This is a genomic window from Bizionia argentinensis JUB59 (genome assembly GCF_000224335.1).
GTDB classification, from domain to species: domain Bacteria; phylum Bacteroidota; class Bacteroidia; order Flavobacteriales; family Flavobacteriaceae; genus Algorimicrobium; species Algorimicrobium argentinense.
Window position 1 is genome coordinate 35,491 of record NZ_AFXZ01000003.1, and the last position, 15,181, is coordinate 50,671.

Genomic DNA, 15,181 nt, shown 5'->3' on the forward strand with positions numbered 1-15,181 from the left:
AAATTTTATGACTTAAAATTTAAGTTAATATTAAAGTCACCCTTAAAAAAAACGTTATTAATAAGGGAAAAACAAGAATCTTAACGTACTCCTTCGTAACAATGGGTGTATATTAGCGCTCTTAAAAATAACATATAAAAAGACATTTAAAGTCTTTTACTAAATAGCATATATAATGAAGCGTTTATTTTCAAACTTACTATTTAAGGTTTTTATAGCCATCGTTTTAGGAATTGTTTTCGGGCTTTATATGCCGGAATCGGTAAACAGAGTGTTTACGACCTTTAATGCATTTTTTGGACAGTTTTTAAACTTTTCCATTCCGTTAATTATTATGGGGTTAATCATGCCAGCCATTTCTGATTTGGGTAAAGGTGCTGGTAAATTATTATTACTCACGGCAGCTATTGCTTATGGTTCGACTTTGTTTTCTGGCTTTATGACGTATTTCACGGCATCAAACATTTTTCCGTTTCTTTTAGAATCGCACGTTAACGATGCCGCTCAAATTGCCGATTCGGGACCTGAATTACTACCGTATTTTAGTATTGTAATTCCGCCAGTATTGGATGTTATGTCGGCTTTAGTTTTAGCTTTTGTTATAGGTTTAGGATTATCATTTCAAGAAAAATCAACTTTAAAATTTGTTGTTAGAGACTTTCAAAAGATTATCATGCAACTGATAGAAAACGTAATTGTACCATTATTACCATTGTTTATTTTAGGCATATTTGCCAGCATGGCTTTCAGCGGGAAAGTGTTCTCAATTCTTTCAGTATTTATAAGTATTATTGGCGTTATTTTTGCCTTGCATATTTTGTTGCTATTGCTTCAATATACCATTGCGGGTGTGCTTACAAAAAAGAATCCTATAAAATTATTAGCAACCATGATGCCAGCGTATTTTACGGCATTAGGAACGCAGTCTTCAGCAGCAACTATTCCAGTAACATTGGAACAGACTTTAAAAAATGGCGTTTCAGAAAAAATTGCAGGTTTTGTTATTCCGTTATGTGCTACCATTCATCTTTCTGGAAGTATCATGAAAATTACCGCTTGCGCTATGGCATTAATGATTTTAGAAGGTATGCCGTTTAGTTTTACACTCTTTGCTGGCTTTATATTTACGTTGGGAATTGCTATGATTGCAGCTCCAGGAGTACCAGGAGGCGCCATTATGGCTGCGGTAGGAATCTTACAGTCTATGTTAGGTTTTAGTGAAGAAATGCTAGGGTTAATGATTGCGCTATATATTGCCATGGATAGTTTTGGAACGGCGTGTAATGTTACTGGAGATGGCGCTATTTCTTTAGTGGTAGACAAAATAACGAAGGAGGAATTGATCACTACTAGTTCCTATAAAACATCATTTTAATGTTTTATAAAACAAAAAATCAGTTAGAAATTTAATTTTCTTAACTGATTTTTTTGCTTCAATCTGAATCCTTCTTTAGCTATCAATTCAATTATAATAGCTTATTAGCGGTTTTTCACATCTTTATTTTCGCTTCATAATAATCCAACCAAGATTTTATGCGGCCTACAAACATATCTAAATAGTTTTCTGATAAAAATATATTGGACCAATCAAATCGTTGGGCTTGCATACCAAGATAAAACAAGAAAATAGAAGCGCCTGCTTCTGGTAATAACGCGTGTTCGTTTTCTGATAGTTTTCTTTCAGATTGGTAGCCGTTTAAAAAGCTAGACTTTTTTAATTCATACTCATTTTTATCCGATTCAATAAAGAATAACTGTTTGCAGAAATAGCCAATGTCTAAAATAAAAGGACCGTTTCCACAGTTATCAAAGTCGAAAACAGTAATTTTCGTATCATTCAAAACACTAAAATTATCATACCAAATATCTAAATGAACAATCCCTTTCTGACTTTCGGTCAATGAGTATTTGTCAAATTTCCCCGAAATAGTTTCACGCATCCTTTTAAATAATTTCATGGATTCTAAATCTTCACTAAAAAACGGTTTTAAATAGTTGTAAGATTTTTCTAAAAGAACCTCGTTCGTATATTGAACTCTATCAATTTTTTCATGAGTTGTAATATTATGCATTTTAGCCATTAGTTTACCGATAGTAAAGCATGTCTCATGATTCATAAATCGAACTTTCCTACCTTCTGCAAATGAAAATAGGGTCAAATACCGCGAGCCTTCAGGCGCACTAATTTTTTGAATATAATTTCCGTTTTTATCTGAAATAGGATAGGAAACCGAAATATTATGATCTTTAAGAAGGTTTAAAAGCTTCAGTTCTGCTTCAATTTCAGCACGCGTTCGCCAATTATGACAATATACACGAACCGCATATTTTGATGCAGTGTTTGAAATAAAATAGGTGTGATTTATGCCTGTTCGGAATAGTTTACATTCATAATCCTCTTGTAAGCCGTATGTTTCAATTATAAACTCACCTAACTCTTTTTCGGACAATGTGGATGCTGTTACTGGGAAGGATTTCATTTGCTCTAATTTCTGAATGGTTTTTAAATATAAAAAAATGCGTGTTTTTATCAGAGAATTTTCTTGATCAAAAAACACGCACCTTATTTCTATTAATAGGTTTCTTTAAAAATTTAAAGAAAAATAGCTGTTACGGATTCGTAGACCATAAAGCAGCACTTTTAAGCATGGCTCTTCTTGGTAGATTTAAACCAGCAACAATTAATTCGGCAAAATCTTCTGGTTGTAAAACGCTGTCTTCCGAATCTTTATCGGCAATACCAAGTTCAACAGACATATCCGAAGCAATGGTGCTTGGTGTTAGTGTGCAAACGCGAATGTTGTTTTTCCGAACTTCTTTCATCAAAGCTTCAGACATTCCAATAACAGCAAATTTAGATGTAGAATAAGCAGAAGTATTGGCATTTCCAGATAATCCCGCTGTGGATGATACATTAATAATATCTCCTGAATCCTGATTTATTAAATGCGGTAAAACTTCCTTGGTTACATAATACATGCCCATAACATTGGTCTGAATTATTTTGCTCCATTGGTCAACTTCCATATCATTAAAAGAACCAAAAGCAGCTATTCCAGCATTGTTAACCAAAATGTCGACGCCACCAAGAGTTTCTATAATGGTTTTAATTCCGCTTTTAACTTCTTCATAATTACCAACATCAAAAACACTGTAAATAGCTTTAATACCATATGTTTTTAGCTCGGTTACGGTTTCTTTTAAAGCGGCTTCATTTCTGCCAGTTACAGCAATGTCCATACCTTCTTTGGCAAATGCAATAGCGGTTGCTTTCCCTAAACCGCGACTTCCACCTGTAATTATGGCTTTTTTATTTTTTAAATTTTTCATTTATTTTATATCTTTAAAAATAATAGTTTCTATAAACTATTAGTAGTAATTATATTTAAAAACTATCATTTTATGAGTGTCAAATTTAATGAATCCTATTTGAATAGTAAATTCTGTTGCAATCAATTATAAAGTATGTGTCCGTTATTTTTCTACTAAAAAAGAAACCAATTTTAATTGAAAGCATGAACTTTCAGTTTAAAATGTTCTATTAGTTTAATAGAAGTGTTATTTTCACATGTTAAAAGTAGAAGTGAAGTTTTATGAAGATTCAAAATAATAAGCGTTCGATTACTATTTACGGCACTATGGCTGTATTATTAATTGCTATTAATTATTTGTTAGACTTGGAGTTTTTTGAAACTTGGGAACAGTATCTTCCGTTTATAAAAAAATTTATTTTAAGTTTATTTCTAATTTGCATAATTTTTCTAATTAGTAAAATCGTTGCTAAAATTATTACAGCAAAAGACTATTTAGAAGGTGATAGCTATAATTTATTAAGAATTGTAAGATTTCTTGCCATTGTTTTAAGTCTCATTGTAGTAGCTGCTTTTTTGCTTCAAAATTTAGTGGCGGCGGCAGTTAGTTTCGGGTTAATTTCTTTGGTATTAGGTTTTGCACTGCAAGCACCAATATCTTCGTTTATAGCATGGATTTATTTAATTTTCAGGCGTTCGTATTTAGTAGGAGATAGGATTCAAATAAAAGGGTTCCGTGGCGATGTAATTGAAATTAGCTATTTAGATACATCCATTCTGGAATGTAGCGGTGATTATTTGGTTAACGACCGAACAAGTGGTAGAGTCATTAGATTTCCAAATAGTTTAATATTAAGAGAAGAGATCATTAATTACTCTGGTTTTGAAGCACCTTTTATATGGAATGAAACTGCTCTTCAAGTGGCATATACCAGCGATTTGCAATTTATTGAAACTTGTTTATTGGAAGCTGCAAGCAGAGATTTTAAAGAGCAGTATCCCAAATTGGTATCCAAAAAGCATAAAAATTGGGAGCCTACGGTTTATTTTCGAATAAACACGTTTGCATGGATGGAAGCTGCTATTTCCTACCCTGTAGAGCCAAAAGATACGACAGATCGTAGAAATAGAATTTTAAGATACGCTTTGCCCTTATTGAATTCGGAACCGGATAAAGTTAAATTTCCTGAAGGCACGTTACGTTAAAAACTGTTGTTATTTATGGTCTTTAATCCGTGTTTTTTTAGTCAGCGGAAAACATAGGAAATAAAATCAAATCAAAAAAATCTATTAACGGTTTATACTATAATTCTAATTCTGAAACATTTTTGGCTTTTCTCGCACGCTTTTCACAGGTTTTACATAATTCTGAAATGCTTTTAGCTTCCCAAGACTCTTTAACGGTTCCATTGGCTACACCATCTCTACCTTTTATGTGCTGACAATCTTCGAAAATGTGATATTTATTTCCCGCTGTTGTGGTCCAATACACATTATCATTGTCAAAGTTTAAATCTTTTATTACGGAGGTTTGCTCATTGATTTCCTTGGTGTACTTTTCTATTGAAGGCGGATTAAAATCCACTCCAGAAATACCAGCAACCAACATAGCAACAACAGCTATAGAACCTGCAATACCTTTTGTTTTTCCATCAACATCTTTATTCATAAAAATAAGAATCACCAATGGCAAAAAAGCTAAAACACCCATAATGGCGCCTAACTGGTTTTGAACAAAAAATCGGGTCTTATCTTTTTCTGAAGCTGGATCTAGGCGGTTTGCTTTTTTCCAAAGCATGGATCCCGTAATAGATAACGCCAGAATTACTACAATAACCACAATTAACCAAATCATGGTGTCGTCGTGAATTAGCTTTAAAATGGCGAATATCTGTCCAGCTATAGCTAAAAACCAAGCTAGAAATGCGAAAAGTCGTAATTGCTTTGCTTTTCCTTTACTTTCGTCACTTGCTTGAAAAACTTTTTGTTCTGACATAATTGTGGGTTTAGTGGTATGTTATTCTTTGCACATAATTATGCGCGCAAATTTCGGGACTAATTTAGTAAATAAAAAGAAATTAGATAACAACTCCTAATAACGGATTATTAAAGTAATAAAAATTTGGGATTATTCATCAACTAATAAGTTTTCAGAAACGTAATTTATTTTTGAATTTTATTTAAAAATACGCCTACAACGCCTAAAAATAATGCAGAATTAATGTTCGAAGCGCCGTAAGGATTATAGGAGTCTATTCTGGAACCTTTAAATTTATTTTCAAACAAAAAATTAGAATTATGATAAATATACGCTTCATTGATCACCAAGTAGTTGTCATTCAGTTGAGTTGTTTTATTAATTGAGGAAAAGAGTAAGTTTTTTGTTGGAAGATTTATATTATTTAAATCTAAATCATAACTCGTGGAATTAATATTTGAATTCAAACTCACACTATTAAATACGTTATTTATTGTAATTAATGAATCTTTGGATTGTGCATAAACTGATGTGCCAAATGTAAGTAAGGTTATAATTAATTTTGTTTTTAGTTTTTTCATTCTACTTATATTTTATTGGCATTAGTTTTATCAATCAATTCTTTTAATATAAAAGTAGCAATTCCGCTTATAACTCCAGCAATCATATCTTTAACATCAAATGTTCCATAGATTTCTACATATCCAAAAACTCCCAAACAAAAGCATATATGATTGTCACTAAAATAATCTGTTTGTTTTTCTCAATATTCGAATAGTCTTTTAATCCCCAGATAAAAAAACAAAATCCAATTACAGAAACTAAACTTCCAATCGTATCAGCAAGCCCAAAATCATTAATTTCATTCTCATAAATATAGGGTCTGTACAACGCGTTCAAAATCATTGAAATTATGAGAATAGAAATAGAAGTTCTTAAATATATTTTTCCGTTTTTATCCTCTTTTTCATTAAACTCCTTTTAATCTGGTTGGAGATTGAAAATTACCATAAACTAATAACCACTAGTTAAGATTGGAAATATTGGTGATTTATATGTAATAATTCGACTAATAAATCTACTAATAAATCTAATAAAAATATTTAAACAACACTTTTAATTTTCATCTCCGTACTTATAATTTTATCAACTGCTTGTTTGTATTTTTTAGGATTTGTCGCCTTTTTTATGGCTTTGTACGTTTTCTGAGGATTGGAAGTGGTTTGCGAAAAGAATTCCCAAAAGCCCAACATTTTCATTTTTATAGGCGTTGGTCCAGACAAGTACTCATCGTATTGCTGATAAATAGTATTATGAAATTCAGAGAAAATAGCCCAGCGGTCTTCAGGATATTCTGTTGTGTTATTTTTTATCATGCTCGGTAAAAATGGATCTGCAATTAAACCACGTCCAATCATAAAATGATCTATTTGTGGAAACCGTTCTTGAATGGTTTTAAAAGCGGAAACGCTTGTAATGTCCCCATTATAATATAATTTGTGTTTGGTGCTACTAATACATTTTTCAAAAGCATCTAAATCTACAGAGCCTTTGTAGAGTTGCTTTCCAATTCTGGCGTGAATAGCAATATTTTTAAGTGGATATTGATCTAAAATAGGAAAAGCATCTAAAATTTCTTCTGCGTTTTCATAGCCCATTCGCATTTTCATAGAAACCAAAATATCAGTTTCGTTATGTGCTTTCTGTAACACTTCGTTAATTCTGCTCGGATTACAAATTAAGCCAGATCCCATTCCCGATTTCGTAACCATAGGATATGGGCAGCCTAAATTCCAGTTCAATTCTTTATAACCTAAACTTTGCACGTATTTAGCGACATACAGAAACTCGTCGGGATCGTTAGTAATTACTTGCGGGATTACTTCTAAAGTAGAATTGTTTTCTGGCAGTAAATCATTTTGATAGGATTGCTTAATTTTCAACTTTCCATTTAGTCTAATGTACGGCGCGTAGAAAGTGTCAATTCCACCAAAGAAATGATGAAAAGCATTGCGAAACCTGAAATCTGTAAAACCTTGTAAAGGTGATGAAAGTAGTGTGAAAGCCATCTTGTTATTTAGTTGGGCAAAGATAGAATAAATCGTCTATGGTTTTTATTTGTAATATGATTATTGCGCGCATAATTTAATCGAAAACATAGATTTCATATAAATTGAGCAAGTCTATTTTTCTTTTTTATAAATTGCGATCATGATAAATAATTTTGAAAATGAATTTTTTGGAATCGGAATTCAAAATGGTAAAACACCAGAAAATTTAGGCGTGCTTTGGCGTTCCGCACAAAATTTGGGAGCTAGTTTTATATTTACTATTGGAAATCGTTATGCCAAACAAGCTAGCGATACTCATAATGCTGTAAAATCAATGCCTTATTTTCATTACGAAACTTTTGACGATTTCTTCAAAAACCTTCCAAAAGGCGCCCGAATTGTAGGTGTTGAATTAACTGATGAAGCCGAAAATCTGGAGACATTTTACCACCCACGTCGCTGTGTGTATTTGTTAGGAGCTGAAGATCATGGATTGTCCAAACAAGCTATAGAGAAAAGTCATTTTTTAGTAAAATTTAAATCGGAATTAAGCTTAAACGTATCTGTGGCAGGAAGTATTGTTATGTATGATAGGGGAATAAATAAACCAAGGTTGTAACTTTGTGCTGATAAAATGTAACGAATATGAGTCATAAAGCCGGATTTGTAAATATAATTGGAAACCCAAATGTGGGTAAATCCACGCTTATGAATGCTTTTGTAGGTGAAAAACTATCTATTATAACATCTAAAGCGCAAACAACGCGACACCGTATTTTAGGTATTGTAAATGGTGAAGATTTCCAAATGGTGCTTTCTGATACACCTGGAATTATCAAGCCCGCTTATGAGTTGCAAGAGTCTATGATGGATTTCGTGAAATCTGCATTTGATGATGCTGACGTGCTTATTTACATGGTTGAAATTGGTGAAAAGGAATTGAAAGATGAAGCATTTTTTAATAGAATTACCAATTCTAAAATTCCTGTTTTATTACTTTTAAATAAAATTGACAAGTCAGATCAAGAACAGCTTGAAGAACAAGTTCAGTCTTGGGCTGTAAAAGTACCTAATGCTGAAATATTTGCTATTTCAGCTCTGGAAGGTTTTCAAGTAAAAGAAGTATTTGAGCGCATTGTAGAATTACTACCAGATTCGCCACCATTTTATCCAAAAGATCAGTTAACTGATAAGCCAGAACGGTTTTTTGTAAACGAGACTATTCGCGAGAAAATCCTTATTCACTACAAAAAAGAAATTCCTTACGCCGTTGAAATTGATACGGAAGAGTTTTTTGAAGAAGACGATATTATCCGAATGAGAGCGGTAATAATGGTAGAGCGCGAAACCCAGAAAGGTATTATTATTGGCCATAAAGGATCGGCTTTAAAACGGGTAGGAATGGAAGCTAGAAAAGATTTAGAAAAGTTTTTTGGCAAGCAAGTTCATTTGGAACTGTATGTTAAAGTAAATAAAAACTGGCGTAGTGATCAGCGACAATTAAAGCGTTTTGGTTATAACCAGTAAGTTTATGCTTTTATAATTTTATTCATAAAATCATGAAGCTCATGCATTTCTTCTTTGCTGGAGTCCCTACCTATACGGCCGGCAAAATATAAACCAAACCAAACTATAACGAGCAAGAACATGACACCGAGTTGGATGGCATATTCACTTTTTAATGCCCAATTGGAGTAAGCCCAAACACCAAAACCAATAAATAAACCTGCCACAATAAAGTGGAAGAACATAAACATAGTCCAAACTGTAGGGTTTGGGCCAAATAGCCCGTGAAGCATTGCCGTTTCATGGTTAACTTCATTAATTTCTAAATGCAACTGTGGCGACCAGAAATGTTGTTTGTTTTTGGGTAGTTTTAAAAAGATATGATCGTCAATTATGGATACAACATATTCCTTTTGCGTTCTTTTGGCTTCGGCAAATAATTGGATAACATCCGTGTTCGGCTGTGGTAATTCTATCTTAAATCGGGGGCGTAAAATTATATCCTCTGTGTGTAAACTCATTATTTTATGACTATTATGTGTTTTATTATTATGGATTCAGTATTTTATTTTCACTAAAACCGTTTTAAAGATGCACTAAATATAACGAAATCATCAGCTTATCGTTATATTTGCACCAAATTTTGTAAAAAGATGAGTAATATAGTAGCTATAGTTGGGCGCCCAAATGTTGGGAAATCAACCTTATTTAACCGTTTAATCCAACGTAGAGAGGCCATTGTGGACGCTGTGAGTGGTGTGACAAGAGACCGTCACTACGGAAAAAGTGATTGGAATGGTAAAGAATTTACGTTAATAGACACGGGAGGCTACATAAAAGGAAGCGACGATGTTTTTGAAGCTGAAATTGACAAACAAGTAGAAATAGCCATTGAAGAAGCAGATGCCATTCTTTTTATGGTAGACGTAGAAACAGGCGTAACAGGCATGGATGAGGATGTTGCCAGATTATTGCGCAAAGTGTCCAAGCCGGTTTTTTTAGTTGTAAATAAAGTAGATAATGGTAAACGTCATGAAAATGCCGTTGAATTCTATTCTCTAGGCTTAGGTGAATATTTTACAATAGCCAGTATTAATGGTAGTGGAACAGGTGATTTATTAGATGCTTTAGTTAAAGCCTTGCCGGAAACAGTAGAGGAAGAAGAGCACGAACTACCACGTTTTGCAGTCGTTGGTCGTCCTAATGCTGGAAAATCATCCTTTATAAACGCATTAATTGGCCAAGATCGTTATATAGTAACAGACATTGCAGGTACTACTCGTGATTCCATTGATACTAAATACAACCGTTTTGGATTCGAATTTAATTTAGTAGATACGGCTGGTATTCGTAGAAAAGCGAAAGTAAAAGAAGATTTAGAATTCTATTCTGTAATGCGAAGTGTGCGCGCCATTGAATATTCGGATGTATGTTTAATAGTTTTAGATGCCACACGTGGTTTTGACGGACAAGTACAGAATATCTTTTGGTTAGCACAACGAAACCGAAAAGGGATTGTTATTTTAGTGAACAAATGGGATTTGGTTGAAAAAGATACCAAAACAACTAAAGAATTCGAAACTGCTATTCGAAAAGAAATGGAACCGTTTACTGATGTGCCAATTGTATTTATATCAGTATTGAATAAGCAACGTATTTATAAAGCTATAGAAACGGCGGTTGAAGTTTATAAAAACCGAACTAAAAAGATTAAAACAAGTAAGCTAAATGAGATTTTGTTACCGCTTATTGAAAATTATCCACCACCAGCTTATAAAGGTAAGTTTGTAAAAATAAAATATATTATGCAGTTGCCAACACCGCAACCGCAGTTTGCTTTTTTCTGTAATTTGCCGCAGTATGTTAGAGATCCCTATAAACGTTTCTTGGAAAATAAATTAAGAGAACATTTTGATTTTAGAGGTGTTCCGGTAAGCGTTTATATGCGTAAAAAGTAGAATATCACGATTAATATTTTATTATAAATAAAAATCCATTTACAATTGTAAATGGATTTTTTTGGGTTAAGTTCTTACATATAGCTGTTTGTAAATTAAGTTTTATACTTTAATTAAGAAAATTCATACGATTATCAGGTTATATTCGTTTTCTTAAAACCAATTAAAACCATCAATCAAAATCATGAAGAATCTTTTTTTTATAGTCGCATTTCTATGCATTTCTATTTCTTTTTCTCAATCGAAATCTATCGAAATTTCTGGTAAAATTATAGCGGCTGATGATCAATTGCCATTGGAATCGGCAACTGTCCACCTAGAAAGATTATCCGATAGTACGGTAATTAATTATACAATATCTGATAGAGAAGGGCGGTTTCTTTTAGAAGACCGTATTTCTGATAAGTCTGTGAAGATGTACGTTTCCTATATAGGTTACAAAACTTATGTAAAAACAATTTCTTTAAGCAACCCTATAATTAAATTGGAAAACATTAAAATGGAAGTGAGTAATGCCTTGGACGAGGTTTTAATTAAATCATCTGCGCCAATTACCATTAAAAAAGATACATTAGAATTTAATGTCAGTTCTTTTAAAACTAAAAAAGATGCGAGCGTTGAAGATTTACTAAAAGAATTGCCAGGGGTAGAAGTAGATGAAGATGGAAAAATAAAAATTAACGGAAAAGAAGTCAATAAAATTCTCGTTAATGGAAAACCATTTTTTGGCGACGACCCAACTATTACTACAAAAAACCTGACTAAAGAACTGATTGAAAAAGTTCAAATTGTTGATACAAAAACAAAAGCGGAAGCTTTTACTGGCGAAGATGTGGATGGCGAAAGTAAAACCATTAACCTAACTATTAAAGAGGAAAATAATAAAGGTGTTTTCGGTCGTGTAGCTGGTGGGGTTGGAACAAATGATCGTTATGAAGGCGCTGGAATGTTAAATTATTTCGATAACGACCGACGCATAAGTGTGTTGGCTGGTACTAATAATATTAATTCGCCAGGGTTTAGTTTTGGCGAGATCCGTAAAATGTTTGGTGGCGGTAGCAATATGTCCATGTCTAACAATGGATCCTTTAGTATTGATGGCCGCTCTTTTGGCGGTGGACAAGGTATTACCAAATCTCGAAATGCTGGCCTTAATTTTGCTGATAAAATTGGAGAAAAGACAGATGTCGCTGCCGATTATTTTTACTCGGGAAGTACATCGGAAAATGAGACAGCATCTCAGCGTGAAAATATTTTACCAGACTCTAGATATTTTACCAATTCGACTTCAAAAAGTTATAATGATACCAATAGCCATTCTGCTAATATGGGTTTTGATATTGAAATCGATTCGACATTTTTAATTAATATCGATCCATCATTTCGCTATGTTAAAAGTACCAATACCTATGATTCGGATGAAGAATCTTTAAACGACCAAAATGTTTTAACTAACAACTCTAATGCAAATTCATATATAGAGGATATTGGTAAAAACTTTCGTAATAATATTAATATAACTAAAAAATTTGGAGATAAAGGTGCGTTTGTAAGAGTGAATGTGACTAATGAAATTAATACACGCGAATCTGAAGATTACTTAACGTCATTAACAAATGTTTATGGTAAAGATGTAAATGATCCGAATAATCCCGAATATGTGTTACTAGATCAAACTGAACGCGATCAATTAACAAACGGTGAAGGGGATGTTAATACGTTCCGCTCTAGTATAAATTATAGACTACCATTAATTGCAGAAGCGCTATTTTTAGATTTCGATTATAATTATGATCGTGAGAAAAGTATGGATACTAAAAGTACCTATGATAAAGATGGTCAGGGTGATTACTCCATGTTTAACGAAGATTTAAGTACCGATTTCGAGTATTTAGATGAAAGTATGACACCGGGTGTTAGCATAAGTTATAGTAACAAAATTTGGTCTGCTAATTTTGGTTTTAATTATGTTTTTAGAACATTGGGTAACACGGATTTATTACGTTCGGAACTGACCATTAAGAAGCGTTTTGAATCTCCAGAGTTAAAAGGTTATCTACGTTATAAATTTAGTCCAAAAGTTTCTTTTTGGTCTAGTTACAGTATGAGGAGTAGTCCTCCGAGATTATCGCAATTACAGGCATTTCAAAATGTATCCAATCCGTTAAATACCATTGTTGGTAATCCTGATTTATCGCCTTCTAATGATCATCGAATTAGTTTAGGTTTTAATGCTTTCGACTGGCAAAAACGAACAGGTTTTTACGCTTATATTGGTGGTGATTTAAATGAGAATCAAGTAGTAAATAAAACTACGGTAGATGATGATTTCGTTAGTACTACAACGTATGCTAACGTAGACGGGAATTATAATGCATATGCGAGTTTAAATTATAGTAAGGATTTTAAATTAGATAGTATACGAACCATTAAGGCTAGCATTGGAATGACCACAGGTCAACGCAGAAATATTAACTTTAATAATGATGTGCAATACGCTAGCAAAAGGCAATCGCTTTCCCCAAAAGCCGAACTGCGTTTTATATGGAAAAATGTTATGGAATTCAGACCACGTTATTCTATTTCATTCACTAAAAACAAATATGATTTACCGGAATTTGAAGATCGTAATTTCTTATATCTTGACTTAAGTTTAAGTACGGCTTTATTCCTTCCGAAGAAATTTGAATGGCGAAATGATGTCAATTTTAATTACAATCCTAATATTGGCCCAGGCTTTCAAAAAAGTGCGTGGTTTTGGAACTCTACTTTAGCATATTCTGTTTTGAAAGATGCCGGAACGGTTACGTTAAAAGTATATGATTTACTAAATCAGAATACAAATGCTAGACGAACAGCCACGCAAAACTACATTCAGGATTCTCAAAGTACCGTGTTAGAACAGTATTTTATGTTGAGCTTTAGTTGGAAATTTAATAGTTTAGGAAGTAAAGGTGAAACAAAAGGAAATGATGTTTTCTATTCTCATTAATTAGTACTCGTTTTTGGGGTGTAACAAAAATAAAAGCCATTTTAGTTTCTGCTAAAATGGCTTTTTAAGTTTTATATACTAATCTTAGTATAGGGTAGTATTTACCAACCTCCGGAAGCGCCACCGCCTCCAAAGCCACCGCCTCCGAAACCACCGCCAAATCCGCCGCCGCCGCCAAAACCGCCGCCAGAAGATCCACCGAAGCCACCGGATGAGTTGCCACGCCCCATGCTGCTTAAAATAATAGCGTCTAAAAAGCTAAAGCCACCCGACTTGTTACCCGAGCCGCCATCACCGCCACGACCTTTTTTTGTGGTAGAAATTAGTATAAAAATAAATATAATAACTAGGAAAAATAACGAACCAAGCGGAAAACCTTCTTCAGAATTATCTTGACGTGAACCTTGATATTCACCTGTTAAAACTTCAAAAATAGCATCCGCACCACGATCTAAACCCCCAGGATAGTCTTTGCGCTTAAAGAAGGGTGTAATGTCCAATTCTATAATCCGCTTACTCATGGCGTCCGTAAGTAAGTGTTCAACACCATAACCAGTATTAATAGCGATCCTCTTGTCATTAAGTGCCAAAATAATAAGCACGCCATTATCTTCTTTTGCTTGACCAATTCCCCATTTTTCACCCCATTGTGCGCCTAGGTAATTAATATTTTCACCATTAGTTGATGGAATAATAACAACTACAATTTGTGTAGAGGTTGTGTCAGAATACTTAATCAGCTTATTCTCTAAACTAGCTTTTTCCGCAGCAGATAAGAGTTCAGCATAATCATAGACACTGGTTTGCTCTTTCGGGACTTCTGGAATGGTAAATTGTCCTAAAACAGGCTGTAAACCTAAAAATAGCATAGCGCAAACAAGGCTGTACTGTTTAAAAGTGAAATTCCTAAAAAGAGAACTTATTAATTTGGGCATAATTGTTTTTATCCTTTTGAAATTGTGTTTGGTAATTCATCAATATCATCTTTTTTCCATGGAAAATATTTTGCCAAAGCCATGCCAGCTTTTTCAATACCATCAACCAAACCTTGCTTAAAGTTTCCTTGTTTAAATTGCAGTTGAATAGCATTTCGCGTGGTATCCCAAAAATCGTCAGAAACTACATCGTTAATACCTTTATCACCATAAATAACAAACGTTTTATCTTCTACAGCAACATAGATCAATACGCCATTTTGTAGCTTGGTATTGTCCATTTTTAAATTGTGGAAGACATCCATTGCGCGATCAAAAACATCAATTTCTGATGTTTTTTCTAAATGAACACGTATTTCGCCAGACGTGTTTTTTTCAGCATCGCGAATGGCATCTACGATTGCTTTCTCTTCTTCGGCTGTTAAAAACTCTTCTATTTTAGACATATTT

15 protein-coding genes are annotated in these 15,181 nt (G+C 33.4%); 6 read left to right on the forward strand and 9 right to left on the reverse strand.

The annotated features are described in order from the left end of the window. Positions 1–175: 175 nt before the first annotated feature. The gene (locus BZARG_RS01975) at positions 176–1,375 is read left to right on the forward strand and encodes a dicarboxylate/amino acid:cation symporter (protein WP_008634998.1); all 1,200 of its coding nucleotides are present in this window, start codon (positions 176–178) and stop codon (positions 1,373–1,375) included. 115 nt (positions 1,376–1,490) lie between these two features. On the opposite strand, the gene BZARG_RS01980 is transcribed toward BZARG_RS01975, so the two are convergent. Next, positions 1,491–2,480, reverse strand: a complete 990-nt coding sequence (locus BZARG_RS01980) for a homoserine kinase (protein ID WP_040287925.1) — start codon at positions 2,478–2,480, stop codon at positions 1,491–1,493. Between the two features lie 130 nt (positions 2,481–2,610). Beyond that, a complete protein-coding gene (locus BZARG_RS01985) occupies positions 2,611–3,330 on the reverse strand; it encodes a 3-ketoacyl-ACP reductase (RefSeq protein ID WP_008634983.1) in 720 nt (239 codons plus the stop codon). 263 nt (positions 3,331–3,593) lie between these two features. Between BZARG_RS01985 and BZARG_RS01990 the strand changes: the two genes are divergently transcribed. Continuing rightward, positions 3,594–4,517 carry a mechanosensitive ion channel family protein gene (locus tag BZARG_RS01990; RefSeq protein WP_008634917.1) on the forward strand — a complete coding sequence of 308 codons (924 nt, stop codon included), beginning with the start codon at positions 3,594–3,596 and terminating at the stop codon, positions 4,515–4,517. Positions 4,518–4,614: 97 nt separating this feature from the next. On the opposite strand, the gene BZARG_RS01995 is transcribed toward BZARG_RS01990, so the two are convergent. The 4 genes from BZARG_RS01995 to BZARG_RS02010 all read right to left on the reverse strand — a co-directional run bounded on the left by BZARG_RS01995 (position 4,615) and on the right by BZARG_RS02010 (position 7,358). Beyond that, the gene (locus BZARG_RS01995; RefSeq protein ID WP_008634894.1) at positions 4,615–5,307 is read right to left on the reverse strand and encodes a hypothetical protein; all 693 of its coding nucleotides are present in this window, start codon (positions 5,305–5,307) and stop codon (positions 4,615–4,617) included. 167 nt (positions 5,308–5,474) lie between these two features. Beyond that, positions 5,475–5,870 carry a hypothetical protein gene (locus BZARG_RS02000; protein ID WP_008634939.1) on the reverse strand — a complete coding sequence of 132 codons (396 nt, stop codon included), beginning with the start codon at positions 5,868–5,870 and terminating at the stop codon, positions 5,475–5,477. A 5-nt stretch (positions 5,871–5,875) separates the two neighbouring features. After that, on the reverse strand, positions 5,876–6,007 hold the full coding sequence (locus tag BZARG_RS16110) for a hypothetical protein (protein WP_008634829.1): 132 nt from the start codon (positions 6,005–6,007) through the stop codon (positions 5,876–5,878). A 385-nt stretch (positions 6,008–6,392) separates the two neighbouring features. Beyond that, positions 6,393–7,358, reverse strand: a complete 966-nt coding sequence (locus tag BZARG_RS02010) for a tRNA dihydrouridine synthase (RefSeq protein WP_008634904.1) — start codon at positions 7,356–7,358, stop codon at positions 6,393–6,395. A gap of 142 nt (positions 7,359–7,500) precedes the next feature. Here BZARG_RS02010 and BZARG_RS02015 point away from each other — a divergent pair, with 142 nt between their 5' ends. Together BZARG_RS02015 and era are read left to right on the forward strand one after the other, a co-directional pair. Beyond that, positions 7,501–7,959, forward strand: coding sequence for an RNA methyltransferase (locus tag BZARG_RS02015; protein WP_008634985.1), 459 nt, complete (start codon positions 7,501–7,503; stop codon positions 7,957–7,959). A 26-nt stretch (positions 7,960–7,985) separates the two neighbouring features. Then, positions 7,986–8,867 (forward strand): GTPase Era, encoded by an 882-nt coding sequence (gene era, locus BZARG_RS02020; RefSeq protein ID WP_008634858.1) that lies wholly within the window; start codon positions 7,986–7,988, stop codon positions 8,865–8,867. A 2-nt stretch (positions 8,868–8,869) separates the two neighbouring features. Here the strand turns inward: era and BZARG_RS02025 are convergent, their stop codons facing one another. After that, positions 8,870–9,367: a hypothetical protein gene (locus BZARG_RS02025; RefSeq protein ID WP_008634982.1), complete on the reverse strand. Its 498-nt coding sequence runs from the start codon at positions 9,365–9,367 to the stop codon at positions 8,870–8,872. A gap of 132 nt (positions 9,368–9,499) precedes the next feature. On the opposite strand from BZARG_RS02025, the gene der reads away from it, so the two are divergent. Both der and BZARG_RS02035 read left to right on the forward strand, forming a co-directional pair. Then, a complete protein-coding gene (gene der / locus BZARG_RS02030; RefSeq protein WP_008635007.1) occupies positions 9,500–10,804 on the forward strand; it encodes a ribosome biogenesis GTPase Der in 1,305 nt (434 codons plus the stop codon). A 184-nt stretch (positions 10,805–10,988) separates the two neighbouring features. After that, positions 10,989–13,796, forward strand: coding sequence for an outer membrane beta-barrel protein (locus tag BZARG_RS02035; protein WP_040287912.1), 2,808 nt, complete (start codon positions 10,989–10,991; stop codon positions 13,794–13,796). Between the two features lie 101 nt (positions 13,797–13,897). On the opposite strand, the gene BZARG_RS02040 is transcribed toward BZARG_RS02035, so the two are convergent. Together BZARG_RS02040 and BZARG_RS02045 are read right to left on the reverse strand one after the other, a co-directional pair. Then, complete coding sequence (locus BZARG_RS02040) at positions 13,898–14,731, reverse strand: TPM domain-containing protein (protein WP_008634930.1); 834 nt, start codon at positions 14,729–14,731, stop codon at positions 13,898–13,900. A gap of 8 nt (positions 14,732–14,739) precedes the next feature. Further along, on the reverse strand, positions 14,740–15,177 hold the full coding sequence (locus tag BZARG_RS02045) for a TPM domain-containing protein (protein ID WP_008634846.1): 438 nt from the start codon (positions 15,175–15,177) through the stop codon (positions 14,740–14,742). Between the last annotated feature and the right edge of the window lie 4 nt (positions 15,178–15,181).

Coding starts and splice junctions, on each gene's coding strand:
- BZARG_RS01990 (WP_008634917.1), top strand. CDS start 3,594: ATGAAGATTCAAAATAATAAGCGTTCGATTACTATTTACGGCACTATG.
- BZARG_RS02010 (WP_008634904.1), bottom strand. CDS start 7,358: ATGGCTTTCACACTACTTTCATCACCTTTACAAGGTTTTACAGATTTC.
- BZARG_RS02025 (WP_008634982.1), bottom strand. CDS start 9,367: ATGAGTTTACACACAGAGGATATAATTTTACGCCCCCGATTTAAGATA.
- BZARG_RS02035 (WP_040287912.1), top strand. CDS start 10,989: ATGAAGAATCTTTTTTTTATAGTCGCATTTCTATGCATTTCTATTTCT.
- BZARG_RS02015 (WP_008634985.1), top strand. CDS start 7,501: ATGATAAATAATTTTGAAAATGAATTTTTTGGAATCGGAATTCAAAAT.
- BZARG_RS01985 (WP_008634983.1), bottom strand. CDS start 3,330: ATGAAAAATTTAAAAAATAAAAAAGCCATAATTACAGGTGGAAGTCGC.
- BZARG_RS01995 (WP_008634894.1), bottom strand. CDS start 5,307: ATGTCAGAACAAAAAGTTTTTCAAGCAAGTGACGAAAGTAAAGGAAAA.
- BZARG_RS02040 (WP_008634930.1), bottom strand. CDS start 14,731: ATGCCCAAATTAATAAGTTCTCTTTTTAGGAATTTCACTTTTAAACAG.
- BZARG_RS01975 (WP_008634998.1), top strand. CDS start 176: ATGAAGCGTTTATTTTCAAACTTACTATTTAAGGTTTTTATAGCCATC.
- BZARG_RS02045 (WP_008634846.1), bottom strand. CDS start 15,177: ATGTCTAAAATAGAAGAGTTTTTAACAGCCGAAGAAGAGAAAGCAATC.
- BZARG_RS02000 (WP_008634939.1), bottom strand. CDS start 5,870: ATGAAAAAACTAAAAACAAAATTAATTATAACCTTACTTACATTTGGC.
- BZARG_RS01980 (WP_040287925.1), bottom strand. CDS start 2,480: ATGAAATCCTTCCCAGTAACAGCATCCACATTGTCCGAAAAAGAGTTA.
- der (WP_008635007.1), top strand. CDS start 9,500: ATGAGTAATATAGTAGCTATAGTTGGGCGCCCAAATGTTGGGAAATCA.
- era (WP_008634858.1), top strand. CDS start 7,986: ATGAGTCATAAAGCCGGATTTGTAAATATAATTGGAAACCCAAATGTG.